Consider the following 19,245-nt stretch of genomic DNA (forward strand, 5'->3'; position numbering starts at 1 on the left):
TGACCGTGCCGACGGTGACGTCGGTGATGCATGACCACGATCGAGGCGAGACCTGTGGGATCTGACGAAGCAACGACCTGGGGGCGGGTCGACGATGACGGCACCGTGTACGTCCGGTACCAGGACACCGAACGTGTCGTGGGCGAGTACCCGGATGCCACCGCCGACGAGGCCCTCGCCTACTTCGCGCGCAAGTACGCCGACCTCGAGGGCCAGGTGAAGATCGCCGAGCAGCGTGTGCAACGTGGGGCCTCGGCGAACGACGTCGCCCGCACGGTCGAGCACCTGACGGCCCTGGTCGGTGAAGCCCGGGTCGTCGGTGACATCAAGTCGCTCGAAGACCGTGTCGCAGTCCTGTCCGAGCAGCTCGGTTCGCTCACCAAGGAGCAGGAAGAACAGGCCAAGCAGGCTCTGACCGACGCGTTGGAGTTCCGGACGGGTCTGGTCGAGGAAGCCGAGGCGCTGGCTGCGGTCGACCCCGCTCGCGCCCAGTGGAAGCAGATCACCGCGCAGCTCGACGACGTCTTCGCACGCTGGCAGCAACACCAGCACGACGGCCCGCGCATCCCCAAGAACGACGCCAACGAACTCTGGAAGCGCTTCCGGTCCGCCCGGTCGACCGTCGACCAGCACCGTCGCGCGTTCTACTCGGAGCTCGACGCCCAGCACCGCGACGCGCGGACGCGCAAGCAGGAACTGGTCCAGCAGGCCGAGGCACTCGCACCCCGCGGCTCCGACGCCATCCCCACCTACCGGCAGCTCCTCGACGACTGGAAGCAGGCCGGACGCGCCGGCAAGCGCCACGACGACGCACTCTGGGCGCGCTTCAAGGCCGCGGGTGACGTGCTGTTCGAGCAGCGGCACGCCGAGAGCGCTGCCGAGGACGAGGAGTACTCGGTCAACCTCGAAGCCAAGCAGGCCCTCCTCGTCGAAGCCGAGCCGCTCCTGCAGCAGCGCGACCGGGTGGCCGCGCGCAGGACGCTCACCGACATCCAGCGCCGCTGGGACGAGGTCGGTCGTGTCCCGCGCAACGACGTCCGCCGCATCGAGGACCGTCTGCGTGCGGTCGAGGACCACGTCCGCAGCCTCGAGGACGCGCACTGGCGTGAGTCGAACCCGGAGCGCAAGGCCCGCACCACGGGTCTGGCGAGTCAGCTCGAAGACGCCATCGGCAAGCTCGAGGCCGAACTCGAGTCCGCTCGGGCCTCCGGTGACTCCCGCAAGATCAAGGACGCGCAGGAAGCCCTCGACGCGCGCAAGATCTGGCTGGACGCCCTCGGCAGCTGATCCACGAACCGCCACACTCCGTGCCCTCGTGACCACCCGGTCGCGAGGGCACGGTCGTGTTTGGGCCGGCCCTCAGACCGCCGTGGCCATCCCGAGCAGCAGTCGGATGTCGAGGTCGTCCTGCCGCATCTGCGCAGCGAGTTCGTCCATCGACGAGAACTTGACCATGCCGCGCACGTACGAGACGAAGAGCACCGAGATGGTGTCGTCGTACAGGTCGATGTCGACGTCGAGCAGGTGCGCCTCGATCTGCTTCGCCGGCACGCCCTCGAATGTCGGGTTGTTGCCGACCGAGACGGCCGCTGGGTAGGTCCTACCGTGGTGCAGCACCCGCGCGGCGTAGACGCCGTCGGCAGGGACGAAGCCCTCGCACGCCGGGTCGAGGTTCGCTGTCGGGTAGCCCATCGCGCGACCCCGCTGGTTGCCGTGCACCACGGTGCTGCGGACGGCGTGCTCACGCCCGAGCAGACGGGCTGCCTCGGCGACCCGGCCGTCGCCGAGCAGCTCGCGGATCCACGTGGAGGACACCCGGCGTTCCCCGTCCGGCCGGACGTCGTCGACGAGGTCGACGTCGTCGATGAGCTCGACGGCGAAGCCGTGCTGCGCGCCCAGCACCCGCAGCAGCGCCACGTCGCCGATGCCCTTGGCGCCGAACCGGAAGTCGCTGCCGACGAAGACGAGCCGTGCGTTCAGGGTGTCGACGAGGATGCGGGACACGAACTGCTCGGGCGACCAGGACTGCAGTTCCTCGTCGAAGCGCAGCAGGAGCGTGGCGTCGACGCCCACGGCCTCGAGCAGTTCACGGCGCTGCGCGATGCTGGTCAGCGCCGGCGGGACCTTGCTCGGGTCGATCACGGTGAGCGGGTGCCGGTCGAACGTGACCACGGTCGACACGAGTCCCTGTCGGGCGGCGGCCTGTTCGAGGTGCGCGATGACGGCTCGGTGCCCGACGTGCACGCCGTCGAACTTGCCGATGGTGACCGCGCTCGGGCCGAACCCCTGTGCGACGTCCGCGACGTCCTCGTAGTACTGCATGCTGCTCCCCCGTCTACTCGCCGGCCGCAGCGGCGGGCTCGGACTGGGCGGCGGGCGCTCCGGCGGTGCGGTGGTGCTTGCGGAGCCACCAGAGGCCGGCGATTGGCAGCACGAGCGGCGCGAAGGCGTAGCCCAGGCCGTAGTAGGACCAGATCGTCAGGTCGGGGAACAGCTGCCGGTCGAAGAGCGAGAGCGTGCCGATCACCAGCACACCGGTCATCTCGAACACGATGGTCACGCATGCCACGCGGTACCAGAACCGACCGGGCACGATCAGCGCGATCATCGCGACGATGTAGACGACCGCGGCAACGGCACTGAGCGTGTAGGAGAACGGAGCGAAGGAGAACTTCTCGGCGATCTGCACCACGCTGCGACCGGTGGCGGCGAGGGCGAGGATGCCGTAGACGGCGATGAGGACGCGCCCGACACCGGTCGCGAGGGAGGACTTGGTCGCCATTGCACCGATTCTACCGATGCCCGGTGACACCACCGACCGCGACCGGGTCAGTTCAGCGCGAACCAGATCTGGTACATGCGGTAGACCATCACCGCGACCGTGAAGGCGCCGGCTCCGAGCACCACGGTGCTCCACCGCGTGCGGTCGACGAGCGCCCACACGATGGTCGCCGGCGGGACCAGCAGCACCGACACCGCGTAGACCCAGAACTCGAGCACGTTGCCCTTCGGCGGGTTGCCGACCGCCGGTGCCACGAGTGCGATCACGAGCTGCGCGACGAGCAGCAGCTCGACGAGGACGAGGGACCCGACGGTGTAGTCGTTGGGCTTCCAGCCGACGAACCCGACGACGACGGCGAACAGCCCCACGACGACGGCGAGCACGAGCTGCACCCACATGAACCACTCGATCACGCCGTGGCTCCGTTCGTGGGGAAGTTCGTGATGACGCGCAGCAGACCACGGCGGACCGACACCAGACCCACCAGGCGGTCGTCCCGCGCGGTGACCGCGGCGACCGGGCCGTCCGTGTCCGGGTGGTCCGCGCTGATCCGCTTGCCGTCGGCCAGGTCCTTGGCGGCGACGGCGTCGAGCGCGACGACCGGGAAGAGCTGCCGGGCGACGTCGGCGGGACGGTGGAGTGCGGCGCGGACGTCGACGGCGTCGTCCTCGAGGTCGATGGCGTCCGCGACCGAGAACGGGCCGACCAGCGTGCGCCGGAGCGCGGTCAGGTGTGCGCCGGTCCCCAGCGCGGCACCGACGTCACGTGCGAGCGCCCGCACGTAGGTGCCGGACGAGCAGGACACGACCACGTCCAGGTCGACGACGGCCGTGTCGGCGCCGTCCACCGTGACCGTGCGGTCGTTCCGACCGGTGACGTCGAACTGCGAGACGGTGACGGACCGGGCGGTGAGCGTGACCGCCTCGCCCTTTCGCGCCAGGTCGTACGCGCGGCGTCCGTCGACCTTGATCGCGCTGACGGTCGAGGGGACCTGCGAGATCGGTCCGCGCTGGGCGGCGACGGCGCGCTCGACCGCGTCGGCGGACACGTCGGCCTGTGCGACGCCCACAGCGGCGACCGGGGTGCCGTCGGCGTCGTCCGAGTCGGTTGCGACACCGAGCCGGATCGTCGCCGTGTAGGTCTTGCCGAGTCCGACCAGGTGCGTCAACAGGCGCGTCGACGGGCCAGCACCCAGCAGCAGCAACCCGGTCGCCATCGGGTCGAGCGTGCCGGCGTGACCGATCTTCTTGAGACCGAGTCGCCGTCGAGCGATCGAGACCGCCCGGTGGCTGGAGATCCCCTGCGGCTTGTCGACCAGGAGGATGCCGTCGGGCGCGGTTTCGAGCACCCGAGGAGAGTACCAGCGCTGGTCAGCAGGCGTCGTTCCACTCGCGTCGCGGGTGCTCCGGGTCGGTGACGTCGAGCACGGCCGACGCGGCGATCTTGACGTCGGCTCGTCGTTCGAGGCGGCCGGACTCCTGCTCGACCCACATCGACCAGCGCCACAGGCCGCGGGCACCAACGCCGAGGACACCGTGCCCGTGGACGACGAGGACGCCGTCACCCGCGCCGGTGCTGCGGAACGGCGCGACGAGGTCACTGCGGAGCTCGTCGACGTCGGCGGACGGCGCTGCCGCGGCCATCGCCGAGATCCCGTGCTGCTCGAACCCTGCGACCAGTGCTGCAGCGACGTGCTCGAGGTCGACACCGTCCTGGCCGTCGATCCCGACGACGGTCCGGTTCGTGCCGACCTGCGCGATCACCTCGCTCGCGATCGCGGCCATCGTGTCGGTCTCTTCGGGTGCCCAGCGTGCCATGCGTCCACCGTAGGCTGTCGTGGTGAACGCGCGTCGAGCCTCCCGTCAGCCCATGGCGGAGCCGGACATCGCGACACCGCTGGTCGCGTGGTTCCGCGCCGAGGCGCGCGACCTTCCATGGCGACGGCCCGGCTTCCCCGCCTGGGGCACGCTGGTCAGCGAGATCATGCTGCAGCAGACGCAGGTCGCGCGCGTGGTCCCCCGCCTGGAGGCTTGGCTCACGCGATGGCCGACGCCTCGCGACCTCGCGGACTCGCCTCCGTCCGACGCGGTCCGGGCATGGGACCGGCTCGGCTACCCGAGACGGGCGCTCGCGCTGCACGCGGCGGCGACGGTGATCGCCGAGCAGCACGACAACGTCGTGCCGCGGGACGTCGACGCACTCCTCGCACTGCCCGGCATCGGCGACTACACCGCGCGGGCGGTCGCCGTCTTCGCCTACGGCGACCGGCACCCGGTCGTCGACGTCAACGTGCGACGGGTGCTCGCCCGGGCGCTGCTCGGGGAGGGCGAGCCGGGCCCGGCGAACGCGAAGCGCGACCTGCCGCTGATGGCCTCGGTCCTCCCGGAGGACCGCGACGAGGCGGCCGCGACCAACGCCGCCGTGATGGAGCTCGGCGCATTGGTCTGCGTCGCCCGCTCCCCCGCGTGCGACGCGTGTCCGATCGCCGACCGGTGCGCATGGCGAGCCGCCGGCTACCCGGAGCACGACGGTCCCCGTGCACCGAAGCAGGCGAAGTTCGCCGGCAGTGACCGGCAGGTCCGGGGCCTGGTGATGGCGGAACTCCGCGCGAGCGACGTCCCCGTCACCCCCGCCGAGATCGCGATGGTCTGGCCGGACGCCGACCAGCTGGCCCGCGCGCTCGCGTCGCTCCTCCGCGACGGTCTCGCCGTGGGCGACGACGCGAGCGGCTACCAGCTGCCCGGCGGCGGCGACTAGGCCGGGTCCGCTGCCTCGTCGTCGTCGTGCTTGTACGGGTCGGCGTCACCGGCGTAGGTCGCTCCGGTTGCGGCGCTGCGGACCTGCTCGTCGCGCATCTTCGCCTGGGCCAGCAGGTCCTCGAGGTGTGCCGAGGTGTCCGGCAGGGCGTCGGCGATGAACTCGAGCGACGGGGTGAGCCGCGCCGTGATGTTCTTGCCGACCTCGGTGCGGAGCAGGCCGGTCGCGGCCTTGAGCGCCGCGGCGGAGTCGGCACGTTCTTCGTCGGAACCGTAGACGGTGTAGAAGACCGACGCGTGCTGCAGGTCGCCGGTGACGCGGACGTCGGTGATGGTCACGAACCCGAGGCGCGGGTCGCGCAGCCCCTTGTCGATCCGACGTGCGACGACTTCCTTGATGCGGTCCGCCATCTTGCGTGCGCGCTGCGGATCAGCCATGGGTGCCTCCTGGGGCAGTGGTGGAACGGGGAGAGCCCCGGCCTCCCCGTACAGGGAAGCCGGGGCTCAGGGTACTCACACGATCAGTCGCGCGGCTTCTCGACGAGCTCGGTGGTCTCGATCTCGTCACCGGGCTGGATGTCGTTGAACTTGCCGAGACCGATACCGGCCTCGTAGTCCGTACGGACCTCGGTGACGTCGTCCTTGAAGCGACGGAGCGACTCGATCGCCAGTCCGTCGGCCAGGACCACGCCGTCACGGATGACGCGCGCCTTGGCGTTGCGCGTGATCGTGCCGGAGCGGACGATGACACCCGCGATGTTGCCGAACTTCGAGGACCGGAAGACCTCGCGGATCTCGGCGACACCGGACTGCACCTCTTCGTACTCGGGCTTGAGCATGCCCTTGAGGGACTGCTCGATGTCCTCGAGTGCGTTGTAGATGACCGAGTAGAACCGGACGTCGATGCCCTCACGCGCCGCACGTTCACGGGCCTTGACGTCCGGACGGACGTTGAAGCCGATGACGATGGCGTTGTCGATCGTGGCGAGGTCGATGTCCGACTCGGTGATCGCACCCACACCGCGGTGCAGGATGCGCAGCTGGACGCTGTCGTCCACCTCGATGTCGAGGAGCGACTGCTCGAGTGCTTCGACAGCACCCGAGACGTCACCCTTGATGATGAGGTTGAGCGAGTCGACCTTGCCCTCTTCGAGTGCACGGGTGAAGTCCTCGAGCGAGATGCGCTTGCGGGCCTTGGCCAGCTGCGCGTTGCGCTCGGCCGCTTCACGCTTCTCAGCGATCTGACGGGCGGTGCGGTCTTCTTCCGTGACCAGGAAGGTGTCACCGGCGCGGGGCACCGAGGACAGACCCTGGACCTGCACCGGACGACTCGGGGTCGCTTCGGTGACGACGTTGCCGTCCTCGTCCGCCATCGCACGGACGCGGCCGTAGGCCGTCCCCGCGACGATCGCGTCGCCGACGTGGAGCGTGCCGGACTGGATGAGCACCGTGGCGACTGCACCGCGGCCCTTGTCCAGACGCGCCTCGATCGCGACACCGCGGGCGTCCTTGTCGGGGTTCGCACGCAGGTCGAGCCCGGCGTCAGCGGTGAGCAGCACGGCGTCCAGCAGTTCCTGGATGCCGATGTTCTGCCGCGCGGAGACGTCGACGAACATGACGTCGCCGCCGTACTCCTCGGCCACCAGGTTGTACTCGGTGAGCTGCTGGCGGACCTTGGCCGGGTTCGCGCCTTCCTTGTCGATCTTGTTCACCGCGACCACGATCGGCACGTTGGCCGACTGCGCGTGGTTCAGCGCCTCGATCGTCTGGGGCATGATGCCGTCGTCCGCCGCGACCACCAGGATCGCGATGTCCGTCACCTGCGCACCACGGGCACGCATGGCGGTGAACGCCTCGTGGCCCGGGGTGTCGATGAAGGTGATCGGGCGTTCGATGCCCTCGTGCTCCGCGACGATCTGGTACGCACCGATGTGCTGCGTGATGCCGCCGGCTTCGCCCTCGACCACCTTGGAGTTGCGGATGGCGTCGAGCAGTCGGGTCTTTCCGTGGTCGACGTGGCCCATGACGGTGACGACCGGGGGACGCTGCTGCAGGACGGAGTCGTCCTCGTCGGCGTACTCGGCGTCGATGTCGATGTCGAAGCCCTCGAGGAGCTCGCGGTCCTCGTCCTCCGGGGAGACGATCTGGATCCGGTACCCGAGCTCTTCGCCGAGGACCTCGAAGGTCGCCTCGTCGAGCGACTCGGTCGCGGTCGCCATCTCACCGAGGTGGAACAGCACCGTCACGAGGTTGCCCGGGCTGGCGTCGATCTTGTCGGCGAAGTCCGAGATGCTCGCACCCCGACGCAGACGGACGACCGTGTTGCCGTCGCCGCGCGGGACCTGCACACCGCCGAGCGACGGCGCCTGCCGCATCTCGTACTCGGCGCGCTTCGTCCGCTTCGACTTGCGGGCACGGCTCTTGCCGCCACCACGACCGAACGCACCGGCGGTCCCACCACCGGGACCACGACCACGGCCACCGCCACCGGCGGGACGCGGGCCGCTGAAGGCCGGACGAGGGAAGCCACCACCGGCGCCACCGGCACCGGCACCCGGACGACCACCGGGGCCGCCACGACCGCCGCCACCCTGGCCCGGGCGCTGCCCGAAGCCGTTGGGACGGTTGCCCTGACCGGGACCACCGGGACGAGGAGCACCCGGGCGGGGTGCACCCGGACGCGGGGGCTGGGGACGGGGGATGCCACCGCCGCCACCGGCGCCGGCTGCGGGACGCTGTCCCATGCCCTGGTTCGAGGCGAACGGGTTGTTGCCGGGGCGCGGCGGGCGCGAGCCCATGCCCTGGTTCGACGCGTAGGGGTTGTTGCCGGGACGGGCGCCCGGCTTCGGGCCACCCGGCTTGGGGCCGGCTGCGGACGGCTTGGCACTGCCGGCCTTGACGGCGTCGCTCTTCGGGGCGTCGTCGGTGGACGACTCACCCGTCGACTCGGCGGCCTTCTCGGCTTCCTTCGCCTTGCGTGCCGCCTCGGCCTCGGCCTGTCGCTGGGCGACGGACTTCGGTGCCGGGGTGGCGGGGACGTCCGAGTCGGTCGCCTGGGGAGCGACCTCGGGCTCGGGCTCCGGTGCCGGGCGCTTGGGGCCGGGCTTCGGACCACCCGGCTTCGGGGCGGACGACTTCGCCGCCGCGGGTGCGGGGGCTGCTGCGGGTGCGGCGGATGCCGAGGCACCCTGCGCCTGCAGGGCGGCACGAAGCTTCCGTGCCACGGGGGGCTCGACACTCGAGCTCGGTCCCTTGACGAACTCGCCAAGCTCCTTGAGCTTCTCGAGTGCGGTCTTGCTGTCGACGCCGAGCTCGCTTGCGATCTCGTGTACGCGTGGTTTCGCCACTGTTCTCCTTCACGGGTCCCACCCCGTCAAGGGGCAGGACTCACTGGATGATGGGTCTCATTTCGAGCCGCTCATCAGTTGTCCATAAGCCGTTCAGCCTGTTCTGTCGTGTCCTGGTGCTCTTCCGCGTCGATCTGCTCGGCGAGACGGGGTTCCGCCTCGGGCAGACGCCGCAGGTACTCGAGCACCGCAGACGTGTCCGGTTCACGATCCAGCCGCAGCGCCCGGCGGAAAGCCCGGCGCTTGACGGCCAGCTCGTAGGCTTCGACGGTCGGTGTGAGCCACGCTCCCCGGCCCGGCATGACTGCCTTCGGATCCGCCACCACACGGCCGTCGCCCTGGGCGACGACTCGGAGGAGGGAGGATCGGGGCGCGCGACGACGACTGCCGATGCACGTTCTGACGGCGACCACTCTACTCCCTGCCTTGGATGACCGCGATCCGGCACGCCCGGATCCGCAACGCCGCGGGCGAAACGCCGTCAGCGGTGCGCGTCCGGACCACGCCGATCAGGACTCGTCGTCGTCCAGGATGGAGCCCCGACGACCTGCCTGGATGTCGATCAGGATTCGTCGTCGTCCAGGATCGAGCCCCGACGACCTGCCTGGATGTCGATCACGACTCGTCGTCGTCCAGGATGGAATCCGGCTGGATGTCGATCCGGGCGCCGGTGAGCTTGGCGGCGAGGCGGGCATTCTGCCCTTCCTTGCCGATCGCGAGCGACAGCTGGTAGTCCGGCACCAGTGCCCGGACCGCCTTCGTCGAGGCGTCGAGCACGAAGGCGCTGGTCACCTTGGCCGGCGACAGTGCGCTGGCCACGAACGTCGCCAGGTCCGGCGACCAGTCCACGATGTCGATCTTCTCGGCCCCGAGTTCGGTCGTCACGGCGCGCACGCGGGCGCCGAGCTCACCGATGCAGGCGCCCTTGGCGTTGACCCCCGGCTCGTTCGCCTTGACGGCGAGCTTGGTCCGGTGACCGGCCTCGCGGGCGAGCGAGGTGATCTCGACGACACCGGACGCGATCTCCGGGACCTCGAGCGCGAAGAGCTTGCGGACCAGCCCCGGGTGCGTGCGGGACACGGTGATCTGCGGGCCCTTGTTGCCACGGCCGACGCTCGTCACGAACACGCGGATGCGCGAACCGTGCGCGTAGGTCTCGCCGGGGACCTGCTCCTCCGGAGGGAGGATCGCCTCGACCGTCCCGAGGTCGACGAGCACCATCTTCGGGTTGGGGCCCTGCTGCACCACGCCCGCGACGATGTCGCCTTCCTTCCCGCGGAACTGCCCGAGGATCTTGTCGTCCCCGATGTCGCGCAGGCGCTGGTTGATGACCTGCTTCGCCGCGAACGCCGCGATGCGGCCGAAGTCGCTCGGCTGGTCGACAGCCTCGCCGATGACCGTGCCCTCGTCGTCGCGCTCCGGCACGAAGACGCTGACCTCACCGGTCTTCCGGTCGAGCTCGACGCGCGACTGCGCATCGGCCGGCTCGCCGTTCTCGTCGGTGTGCTTGTGGTAGGCCGTGAGGATGGCCGACTCGATGATCTGGACGAGTTCTTCGAACGGGATCTCCCGTTCACGCTCCATGAGTCGCAGGACTGCGAGATCGATCTTCACCGCGTGGCCTTTCGTATTCAGCTGAGTCGCTCCGACGCACTGGAACCGCGCAGAAGTCGGCATTCAGACTACCGCACTGCGCCCCGCGGCCCGGCCGCACCCAGGATGCGCGGGAGGCCCGGTGCCAGCTGGCACCGGGCCTCTTGTTCAGCGCGGGGACGCGACCCGCTAGATCGCCCGGACGGCCTCGAGCAGCTGTGCGACCGGGACCTCGGTGCGGTCGCCGCTCGCGCGGTCCCAGACCTCGACGATCCCGTCGGCTGCACCGCGCCCGGCGACCACCACGACCGGCATGCCGAGCAGTTCGGCGTCGCGGAGCTTGACACCCGGTGAGACCTTGGGGCGGTCGTCGTACAGGACCTCGTAGCGGTCCCCCTCGAGCTGCTCGACGATGCTCGTGGCGAGGTCGTACGCCGTCGCGTCCTTGCCCGTCGCCACGACGTGCACGTCGAACGGAGCGACGTGCTTGGGCCACGCCAGGCCCTTGTCGTCATTGTGCGCCTCGGCCAGGATCGCTAGGATCCGGGTCACACCGATGCCGTAGGAACCCATCGTGACCGTGACGAGCTTGCCGTTCTCGTCCTGCACCTTGAGCCCGAGCGCTTCGGCGTACTTGCGACCGAGCTGGAAGACGTGGCCGATCTCCATGCCGCGCGCGGTCTCGAGCGGGCCCGAGCCGTCGGGTGCCGGGTCGCCGGCGCGGACGTCGGAGACCTCGGCAACACCGTCGTGGACGAAGTCGCGACCGGCGACCAGGCCGGCCACGTGCACCCCGCGCTCGTTCGCGCCGGTGAGCCAGCTCGTGCCGTCGACCACGCGCGGGTCGACGACGTAGCGGATGCCCGTCGTGCTGTCGGCACCGAGCACCTGCGGACCGATGTAGCCCTTGACCAGGCCCCGGTGCTTGCGGAAGTCGTCGTCACCAGCGGCTTCGACCTCGGCCGGGGCGAAGGCCACCTCGGCACGCTTGAGGTCGACGTCGCGGTCCCCGGGCAGCCCGACGACGACGAGCTCCCGCGACCCGTCGAGCTGCGTCAGCGCGAGCACGACGTTCTTGAGCGTGTCGGCTGCCGTCCACGGGGAGCCGTCGCGGGGGACGACCTGGTTGGCGTGGTCGACGAGGGTGCTGATGGTCGGCGTGTCGGCCGCGGGCAGCAGCACCGGCTCGGGCTGGCCGCCGATCGGCAGCGCATCGGGGACCGGCGTGACGTAGGCCTCGACGTTGGCGGCGTACCCGCCGGCGCTGCGGACGAAGGTGTCCTCGCCGACGGCGATCGGGTGCAGGAACTCCTCGGACTTCGAGCCGCCCATCGCGCCGGCGTCGGCCTTGACGATCGCGTACTCGAGCCCCAGACGGGAGAAGATCCGCTCGTACGCGTCGCGCATGGTCTGGTAGCTCGCGTCGAGCCCGGCGTCCGTCACGTCGAACGAGTAGGCGTCCTTCATCGTGAACTCGCGACCGCGCAGCAGCCCAGCGCGCGGACGGGCTTCGTCGCGGTACTTGTCCTGGATCTGGAACAGCGTGACGGGGAGGTCCTTGTACGACGAGTACAGGTCCTTGACCAGCAGCGCGAAGAGCTCTTCGTGCGTGGGCGCGAGCAGGTAGTCGGCGTCCTTGCGGTCCTTGAGCCGGAAGATGCCGTCGCCGTACTCGGTCCAGCGGTTCGTCGCCTCGTACGGCTCACGCGGGACGAGGGCCGGCAGCAGGACCTCCTGCGCACCCGCCGCCTGCATCTCGTCGCGGATGATGCCCTCGATGCGGGCGCGCACGCGCAGACCGAGCGGCAGCCAGGCGAAGATGCCCGGGGCCTGGCGACGGACGTACCCGGCGCGGACGAGCAGCTTGGCGCTCGTCACCTCGGCGTCGGAGGGGTCGTCGCGGAGCGTGCGGAGGAACAGATGTGAGAGCCGTGTGACCACGGGCCAAGCCTAGCGGCGGCCGAACCCGCACTGCGACGGGGTCGACAGGCTGTGGAGAACCGGTCGTGGTCCCCGATCGGGTCAGGACGTGACGACGAGCGGCTTGCCCGTGCCGGCCGCGGGGCCCATCTCGTCGGCCAGACGGTTGGCCTCGTCGATGAGCGTCTTGACGATCTCGCTCTCGGGCACGGTCTTGATGACCTCGCCCTTGACGAAGATCTGGCCCTTGCCGTTGCCGGACGCGACGCCGAGGTCGGCTTCGCGGGCTTCACCCGGACCGTTCACGACGCAGCCCATCACCGCGACGCGGAGGGGCACGGTCATGCCCTCGAGCCCCGAGGTGACGTCGTTGGCGAGCTGGTAGACGTCGACCTGTGCGCGGCCGCAGCTGGGGCAGGACACGATCTCGAGCTTGCGCTCCCGCAGGTTCAGCGACTGCAGGATCTGCAGACCGACCTTGACCTCTTGTGCCGGGGGTGCGGAGAGCGAGACACGGATGGTGTCGCCGATGCCCTCGCCGAGCAGGATGCCGAACGCCGTGGCGCTCTTGATGGTGCCCTGGAACTCCGGACCCGCTTCGGTCACACCGAGGTGCAGGGGCCAGTCGCCGCGCTCGGCGAGCTGGCGGTACGCCTTGACCATGATGACCGGGTCGTTGTGCTTGACCGAGATCTTGAAGTCGTGGAAGTCGTGCTCCTCGAACAGGGAGGCTTCCCAGACGGCCGACTCGACCAGGGCTTCGGGGGTGGCCTTGCCGTACTTCTGCAGCAGGCTCGGCTCGAGCGACCCGGCGTTGACCCCGATGCGCAGACTGACGTTCGCGGCCTTGGCCGCCGCGGCGATCGCGCCGACCTGGTCGTCGAACTTGCGGATGTTGCCCGGGTTCACGCGGACCGCGGCGCACCCGGCGTCGATCGCCTGGAAGACGTACTTGGGCTGGAAGTGGATGTCGGCGATGACCGGGATCTGCGACTTCTTCGCGATGATCGCCAGCGCGTCGGCGTCGTCCTGCGTCGGCACGGCCACGCGCACGATGTCGCAGCCGGAGGCGGTGAGCTCGGCGATCTGCTGCAGCGTCGCGTTGATGTTGGTGGTCTGCGTCGTGGTCATCGACTGCACCGACACGGGTGCGTCGCCGCCGACCAGCACCTTGCCGACCCGGATCTGCCGGGACTTGCGACGAGGGGCGAGGGTTTCCGGGGCCTTGGGCATACCGAGATTCACAGCGGGCACGATCAGCACTCTACGCGCTCGGTCCGACACGACCGAGCCGCCTCACAGGGTGTCGACGACCGTGACCAGCGGGCCGTACAACCGCATCGCGGCCAGGGCGCGCTCGTGGTCGGCGTCGCTCGCACCGGCGCACGCATCCGCCACGACCGTCACGTGGACGCCGGCGTCCGCTGCCGCCAGGGCGGTCGACAGCACGCAGCAGTCGGTCGAGACGCCGACCAGCACCAGGTGCGGGTGGTCGCCCACCAGGGCCGGGAGGTCCGTGCCCCACTTGCCGAAGGTCGTCGCGGTGACGACGGGACCGTCGACCGCCGCGAACGGCTCGGTCAGGTCGTACAGCGGGTCGTCCGCGGCCACGAGAGCGAACGGCCAGTCGCGGTAGTAGTCGACCCAGGCCCCCGTCGGCTGCTCCGGTGCCACGAACCGCGTCCGGACGGTCCGTCCGGCGAACCGGGGCAGGATCCGCTCGATCGCCGCGGACGCTCGGTCGTACCCGGGCGTCGACCACGGGCTGTCGCCGGTGAAGACCCGCTGCATGTCGATGACGACGAGCCACGCGTCGGTGAGGTCGACGTCGGCCACGGCGGACGCGGCGTCGGCGACCGTCATGCCCGTGCCTCCTGGCGCCGGATGGACCCCCGCGAGGCGAGCGTCCCGACGAACCCGACGACGAGCGCGACCAGGACCCCGAGGTTGGCGTAGGCCCAGGCGCCGGTCCTGCCACCCAGGCCGAAGGGCTCGAGGAGGTACCCCTGCCAGTTCAGCCAGGACGGGACGCCGTACGTGTTGGTGACGAGCCCCCACCCGAGCACCGTCCCGAGCACGACGAGCCCGATCGCGCCCCAGCGGACGTCGCCGTACCGCCCGTGCCGGTCGTGCAGCTCGCCTACGGCGTACGCCGTCCGACGCAGCACCACGTCGGCGACGAACACCCCGCACCACGCGGCGACCGGGACACCGAGCGTCACCAGGAACGCCTGGAACGGGGAGATGAAGTCGGACGCGAAGAACACGACGTACACGGCTCCGGCGATCATGAACACGCCATCGACCCCGGCCGCGACGGGACGGGGGATGCGGACACCGGCGCTCAGGAGCGCGAGCCCGGACGAGTAGATGTCGAGGACGGCGCCGCCGACCAGTCCGAGGATCGCCACGATCGCGAACGGGATGAGGAACCAGACGGGCAGCAGGGTCGTCAGGGCCCCGATCGGGTCCGCGCCGATGTCCGCGTTGAGCTGCTTCGACGAACCAGCGAGCAGGACCCCCGTCACGACGAGGATCGCCGGGGCGAGCGCGCCGCCGAACGTCGTCCACCAGACGACGCCGCCGGTCGACGCCGACCGGGGCAGGTAGCGCGAGTAGTCCGCCGCCGCGTTCACCCAGCCCAGGCCGAAGCCGGTCATCACGAGGACGAGCGCTCCGATCACCTGCTGCGCGCTGCCCGAGGGCAACGCCGCGATCGCGCCGAGGTCGATCGACGGTGCCGCCAGCACGATGTAGACCACGGTCAGGACAGCGGTGACCACGGTGATCACGGTCTGCAGCCGCATGATCACGTCGAACCCGGCGATGCCGGCTCCGATCACCAGGGCCGCGACGACGATGAGGGCGACCACCTTGGTCAGGACACCATCGTCCCAGCCGAGCTCACGGAACACGGTCGAGGTCGCCAACACGGCCAGTGCGGCGAGGGCGGTCTCCCACCCGACGGTGAGGACCCAGCTGAGGAACGACGGCAGCCGGTTGCCGCGGACGCCGAACGCCGCCCGGCTGAGGACCATCGTCGGCGCGGACCCGCGCTTGCCGGCGATCGCGACGATCCCGCACAGCAGGAACGAGAACGCGACACCGACGACGGACACGATGGTCGCCTGTGCCGCCGAGATGCCGAACCCCAGGACGAACGACCCGTAGCTCAGTCCGAGCACCGAGATGTTGGCGGCGAACCACGGCCAGAACAACCCGCGTGGGCGTCCCTTGCGTTCGGACTCGGCGATGACGTCGATGCCCTGCCGCTCGACCGTCCGGACCTCGGGCGCTGTGCTCATGCGCCGAGCGTAGTGCTACCCGAACAGGTTGACCGGACGGACGATGTCGGCGTAGATCAGCAGGGCGCTCATGCCCGCGAGCAGCACGACCACCACCATCGTGAGCGGCATGGTCTTCGCCAGGTCGATCGGACCCGGGTCGGCCTTGCCGACGAGCGTGAACGCCCGCCGCTTGACCGTCTCCCAGAGCGCACCCGCGATGTGTCCGCCGTCGAGGGGCAGGAGCGGCACCATGTTGAGCACGAACAGCCCGATGTTGAGCGACGCGAGCAGCCCGAGGATCGTGTAGATCTTGTCCACCACGGGCACGCCGCTCATCGACGACACCGTGCCGATCGCCCTGCCGACGCCGACGACCGAGACGGGGCTGTCCGCCGACCGGGCCTGTGAGCCGAACGCCGCGTTCCAGACGGCGACCAGGCGCTGCGGCAGGTCGATGATCAGGTGCGCGGACGCCCCGATCTGCGCGCCGGTCGCGGGCAGCACCGCCGCCGGCGACTGCCGCACCAGGGTCTGTCCGATCGACACGCCGACGACGCCGACCTGCTGCGTCTTGGCGGTGCCGTCGGACTGTTCGACGATCTTGCCGGACGCGTCGTACACGTCGCGGGTCGCCAGTGCCGGTGTGACCTGCAGGGTCTTCCGCTCGCCGTCACGCTCGACGACGACCGTGACCTGCTCGCCAGCCGACCGCTGGAACGCGTTCGAGACCTGCGTGATGGTCGGGTTCTCGGTCCGGCCCACTGCGACGACGACGTCACCGGATCGGATGCCGGCTTCCTTGGCGGGTGACACGGCGTCGCCGGGGGAGCACTCCGTCGACTGCGTCGTGGGCAGCACGCAGTCCACGCTCGACGTGAAGGTCGTCGTGGGGGCCCCGAAGCCCACGAGCAGCACGCCGAACAGGACGATGCCGATCACCAGGTTCATGGCCGGCCCGGCGACCATCACGATGATGCGCTTCCACGGCGTGAGTCGGTAGAACGCGCGGGAGTCGTCCCCACCCGACTCGGCGATCTGTTCGGCGCTGGCCTGGCGGGCGTCCTGGACGAAGGCGCTGTACATGCCGGTGTTGGTGATGGCACGGCCGGAGGCGCGGGGCTTCAGCATGCCGACCATCGAGATGTAGCCGCCCAGCAGGATCGGACGGATCCCGTACTCGGTCTCCCCCCGTCGGAACGACCAGATCGTCTTCCCGAACCCGAGCGAGTACTGCGTCACCTTGACGCGGAACAGCTTCGCGAAGGCGAGGTGACCGAGCTCGTGGAGCCCGATCGAGACGAGCAGGCCGATGATGAACACGACCACGCCGAGGACGAACAGGAGCACGGTTCCGACGGTCACCGGAGCAGCGTACGGGACGCTGGCCATCAACCAGCCGAGCGTGCGCTGGGTGGTGGGTCGGGCCTCTCGCCCGGACTGGAGGCTCGGTGCACGTCCGCCGCACCACGCGCGTCGGGTGTGTGGTCAGCCGGCGGTCTCAGCGCGCGAGCACGCGGTCTGCCGCGTCGCGCGCCCAGCGCTCGGCGGCGAGGACGCCGTCGAGCGAGGACTCCCCCGCGACGTGCACGTCGACGACGCGCTCGACCGTGTCGACGATGTCGAGGAACCCGATGGCACCGGCGTGGAAGGCGGCCACGGCTTGCTCGTTGGCGGCGTTGAACACCGCCGGGTGGGTGCCGCCGAGCTCGCCGACCCGCTTCGCCAGCGCGACGGCGCCGAACGCATCGGTGTCGAGCGGTTCGAAGGTCCAGGTGCTGGCGGTCGTCCAGTCGAGCGGCACACCGACCTCGGGCACCCGGTGCGGCCAGGCCATCCCGAGCGCGATCGGCAGGCGCATGTCGGGCGGCGAGGCCTGGGCGATCGTCGAGCCGTCGGTGAACTCCACCATGGAGTGCACGATCGACTGCGCGTGGACCGTCACCTCGATGCGGTCGTAGGGGACGTCGAACAACAGGTGGGCCTCGATCACCTCGAGGCCCTTGTTGACGAGGGTGGCCGAGTTCGTGGTGACCACGAGCCCCATGTCCCACGTCGGGTGTGCGAGTGCCTGCGCCGGGGTGACGTCGCGGAGTTCCTCGCGAGACCGCCCGCGGAACGGTCCGCCGCTCGCGGTGAGGACCAGGCGGCGGACCTCGGCGTCGGTGCCGGAGCGCAGTGCCTGGGCGATCGCGGAGTGCTCGCTGTCGACCGGGACGATCTGCCCGGGCGCGGCCGCCGCGCGCACGAGCGGACCGCCGACGATGAGGCTCTCCTTGTTCGCGAGGGCGAGCGTGGCACCGGTCTCGAGCGTCGCGAGGGTCGGGCCGAGGCCGACCGAGCCCGTGATGCCGTTCAGGACGACGTCGGCCTGGACGCTGCGGACCAGGCGCTCGGCGTCGGTCGCGCCGAGGGCGGTGTCACGGACTCCGAAGGCGGCGGCCTGGTCGGCGAGCATCGCGGCGTTGCTGCCCGCCGTCAGGCCGACGACCTCGAAGCGCTCGGGGTTGCGCCGGATGACGTCGAGCGCCTGGGTGCCGATCGACCCGGTGCTGCCGAGGAGGACGACTCGGCGACGCTCGACGGGCACGGTCAGCCCTTCGCGAGGATGTCGACGACGAAGACGAGCGTCGCGTTCTTGGGGATGTTCGAGCCCTCGGGCGGGGTGGCGCCGTACCCGTCCTCCGGGGTGACGACGATCATCACCTGCGAGCCGATCTTCTGGCCGACCAGCCCGGTGACGAAGCCCTTGATGAGCGAGCCCTCGGCGATGGTGAAGGTCGTCGGTGCGCCCTTCGACCACGAGGAGTCGAACTCCTTGCCGGTCTTGTAGACGACGCCCTTGTACTGCACGAGCGCGGTGTCGCCCTCGGCGATGGTCGCGCCGTCGCCCTGCTTGATGACCTCGGGCGTCGTCGTGCTGGGCGCGTCGACGTCGGGGATGGTGATCTCGGGCACGCCGCTGGCCTTGTCCTTGACCGTCGGCAGCTTCGGGTCCTGGGTCTGCGGGGTGCCGGTGGACTTGGTGGGGGTCTGCGCGACGACGTCAGCGACGACGACGATGTCACCGCCGGTGTTGAAGCCGAGCGCAGCCGACGCGCCGATGGCCGCGATGCGGTCACCCACGTGCGCGCAGGACAGGAGCGCGCCGAAGCCGCTGCCGCCGACGGAGAGGACCTGGGCGTTGCCCTGGTCGAACCCGACCGTGCCGAGCTTCTTGGCGGTCGAGGCCTGGTAGACGCTGTAGGCCACCTGGGCGAAGTCGCCCTTCTTCAGGTCGGCGCCGGTGCCCTTCGTGACCGTCGTCGCCTGCGGCGGGGAGGCCTTGAGGCCCTTGTCGAACGTCACGGTCGGCGCGGTGGTCCCACCGAAGTCACCCGTGACGTCGATCGCCGCGGAGGACTTGCCGGGCTTCGGGCAGCTGGTGATCGCTGCGGTCGACGCACTGGCCGAGGCGGACGGGGACGAGGATGCGTCGCTCGACCCGGACCCGGAACAGGCGGCGAGGCCCAGGACGACGGCGGGGACGAGGGCGATCGGGAGCAGGCGGAGACGCTTCACGG

The 19,245-nt window shown here is 70.3% G+C and carries 18 protein-coding genes; 2 read left to right on the plus strand and 16 right to left on the minus strand.

Features of this window, described 5'->3' with window-relative positions:
- The first annotated feature begins 54 nt into the window (after positions 1-54).
- Positions 55-1,287 carry a DUF349 domain-containing protein gene (locus DEJ13_RS10060; RefSeq protein WP_181436963.1) on the plus strand — a complete coding sequence of 411 codons (1,233 nt, stop codon included), beginning with the start codon at positions 55-57 and terminating at the stop codon, positions 1,285-1,287.
- Between the two features lie 72 nt (positions 1,288-1,359).
- Here the strand turns inward: DEJ13_RS10060 and DEJ13_RS10065 are convergent, their stop codons facing one another.
- The 5 genes from DEJ13_RS10065 to DEJ13_RS10085 are packed head-to-tail and all read right to left on the minus strand — an operon-like array spanning position 1,360 to position 4,599.
- A complete protein-coding gene (locus tag DEJ13_RS10065) occupies positions 1,360-2,322 on the minus strand; it encodes a bifunctional riboflavin kinase/FAD synthetase (RefSeq protein WP_111106337.1) in 963 nt (320 codons plus the stop codon).
- A gap of 13 nt (positions 2,323-2,335) precedes the next feature.
- Complete coding sequence (locus DEJ13_RS10070) at positions 2,336-2,782, minus strand: hypothetical protein (RefSeq protein WP_111106338.1); 447 nt, start codon at positions 2,780-2,782, stop codon at positions 2,336-2,338.
- 47 nt (positions 2,783-2,829) lie between these two features.
- Entirely contained in the window at positions 2,830-3,195 is a 366-nt protein-coding gene (locus tag DEJ13_RS10075; protein WP_056124152.1) for a hypothetical protein, read from the minus strand.
- The gene (gene truB / locus DEJ13_RS10080) at positions 3,192-4,130 is read right to left on the minus strand and encodes a tRNA pseudouridine(55) synthase TruB (protein ID WP_111106339.1); all 939 of its coding nucleotides are present in this window, start codon (positions 4,128-4,130) and stop codon (positions 3,192-3,194) included. The genes DEJ13_RS10075 and truB overlap by 4 nt, the downstream gene beginning before the upstream one ends.
- 22 nt (positions 4,131-4,152) lie before the next feature.
- Entirely contained in the window at positions 4,153-4,599 is a 447-nt protein-coding gene (locus DEJ13_RS10085; RefSeq protein ID WP_111106340.1) for a hypothetical protein, read from the minus strand.
- A gap of 52 nt (positions 4,600-4,651) precedes the next feature.
- Between DEJ13_RS10085 and DEJ13_RS10090 the strand changes: the two genes are divergently transcribed.
- Complete coding sequence (locus tag DEJ13_RS10090; RefSeq protein WP_111106341.1) at positions 4,652-5,539, plus strand: iron-sulfur binding domain-containing protein; 888 nt, start codon at positions 4,652-4,654, stop codon at positions 5,537-5,539.
- On the opposite strand, the gene rbfA is transcribed toward DEJ13_RS10090, so the two are convergent.
- The 11 genes from rbfA to DEJ13_RS10145 form a co-directional block, all read right to left on the minus strand.
- Positions 5,536-5,976 (minus strand): 30S ribosome-binding factor RbfA, encoded by a 441-nt coding sequence (gene rbfA / locus DEJ13_RS10095; RefSeq protein ID WP_111106342.1) that lies wholly within the window; start codon positions 5,974-5,976, stop codon positions 5,536-5,538. The genes DEJ13_RS10090 and rbfA overlap by 4 nt on opposite strands.
- Before the next feature lie 83 nt (positions 5,977-6,059).
- On the minus strand, positions 6,060-8,885 hold the full coding sequence (gene infB / locus DEJ13_RS10100) for a translation initiation factor IF-2 (protein WP_284158056.1): 2,826 nt from the start codon (positions 8,883-8,885) through the stop codon (positions 6,060-6,062).
- A gap of 74 nt (positions 8,886-8,959) precedes the next feature.
- Entirely contained in the window at positions 8,960-9,298 is a 339-nt protein-coding gene (locus DEJ13_RS10105) for a YlxR family protein (protein WP_082518052.1), read from the minus strand.
- Positions 9,299-9,500: 202 nt separating this feature from the next.
- On the minus strand, positions 9,501-10,499 hold the full coding sequence (gene nusA, locus DEJ13_RS10110; protein ID WP_111107230.1) for a transcription termination factor NusA: 999 nt from the start codon (positions 10,497-10,499) through the stop codon (positions 9,501-9,503).
- A gap of 168 nt (positions 10,500-10,667) precedes the next feature.
- Positions 10,668-12,419, minus strand: coding sequence for a proline--tRNA ligase (locus DEJ13_RS10115; RefSeq protein ID WP_111107229.1), 1,752 nt, complete (start codon positions 12,417-12,419; stop codon positions 10,668-10,670).
- Between the two features lie 81 nt (positions 12,420-12,500).
- A complete protein-coding gene (gene ispG / locus DEJ13_RS10120) occupies positions 12,501-13,631 on the minus strand; it encodes a flavodoxin-dependent (E)-4-hydroxy-3-methylbut-2-enyl-diphosphate synthase (RefSeq protein WP_111107228.1) in 1,131 nt (376 codons plus the stop codon).
- A gap of 63 nt (positions 13,632-13,694) precedes the next feature.
- Complete coding sequence (locus tag DEJ13_RS10125; protein WP_111107227.1) at positions 13,695-14,261, minus strand: cysteine hydrolase family protein; 567 nt, start codon at positions 14,259-14,261, stop codon at positions 13,695-13,697.
- Positions 14,258-15,703, minus strand: coding sequence for a purine-cytosine permease family protein (locus DEJ13_RS10130; RefSeq protein WP_111107226.1), 1,446 nt, complete (start codon positions 15,701-15,703; stop codon positions 14,258-14,260). The genes DEJ13_RS10125 and DEJ13_RS10130 overlap by 4 nt, the downstream gene beginning before the upstream one ends.
- Positions 15,704-15,718: 15 nt before the next feature.
- Complete coding sequence (locus tag DEJ13_RS10135; protein ID WP_181437061.1) at positions 15,719-17,047, minus strand: M50 family metallopeptidase; 1,329 nt, start codon at positions 17,045-17,047, stop codon at positions 15,719-15,721.
- Positions 17,048-17,183: 136 nt separating this feature from the next.
- Entirely contained in the window at positions 17,184-18,272 is a 1,089-nt protein-coding gene (gene dxr / locus DEJ13_RS10140) for a 1-deoxy-D-xylulose-5-phosphate reductoisomerase (protein ID WP_111107225.1), read from the minus strand.
- 2 nt (positions 18,273-18,274) lie between these two features.
- Positions 18,275-19,243 carry an FKBP-type peptidyl-prolyl cis-trans isomerase gene (locus DEJ13_RS10145; protein WP_111107224.1) on the minus strand — a complete coding sequence of 323 codons (969 nt, stop codon included), beginning with the start codon at positions 19,241-19,243 and terminating at the stop codon, positions 18,275-18,277.
- Positions 19,244-19,245 lie beyond the last annotated feature (2 nt).

The organism is Curtobacterium sp. MCLR17_007 (assembly GCF_003234655.2).
GTDB lineage: Bacteria > Actinomycetota > Actinomycetes > Actinomycetales > Microbacteriaceae > Curtobacterium.

Excerpts from the sequence above, each read along its gene's own strand:
- DEJ13_RS10090 (WP_111106341.1), top strand. The coding sequence starts at position 4,652 with ATGGCGGAGCCGGACATCGCGACACCGCTGGTCGCGTGGTTCCGCGCC.
- rbfA (WP_111106342.1), bottom strand. The coding sequence starts at position 5,976 with ATGGCTGATCCGCAGCGCGCACGCAAGATGGCGGACCGCATCAAGGAA.
- DEJ13_RS10130 (WP_111107226.1), bottom strand. The coding sequence starts at position 15,703 with ATGAGCACAGCGCCCGAGGTCCGGACGGTCGAGCGGCAGGGCATCGAC.
- DEJ13_RS10085 (WP_111106340.1), bottom strand. The coding sequence starts at position 4,599 with ATGGCACGCTGGGCACCCGAAGAGACCGACACGATGGCCGCGATCGCG.
- DEJ13_RS10070 (WP_111106338.1), bottom strand. The coding sequence starts at position 2,782 with ATGGCGACCAAGTCCTCCCTCGCGACCGGTGTCGGGCGCGTCCTCATC.
- DEJ13_RS10125 (WP_111107227.1), bottom strand. The coding sequence starts at position 14,261 with ATGACGGTCGCCGACGCCGCGTCCGCCGTGGCCGACGTCGACCTCACC.
- DEJ13_RS10065 (WP_111106337.1), bottom strand. The coding sequence starts at position 2,322 with ATGCAGTACTACGAGGACGTCGCGGACGTCGCACAGGGGTTCGGCCCG.
- ispG (WP_111107228.1), bottom strand. The coding sequence starts at position 13,631 with ATGCCCAAGGCCCCGGAAACCCTCGCCCCTCGTCGCAAGTCCCGGCAG.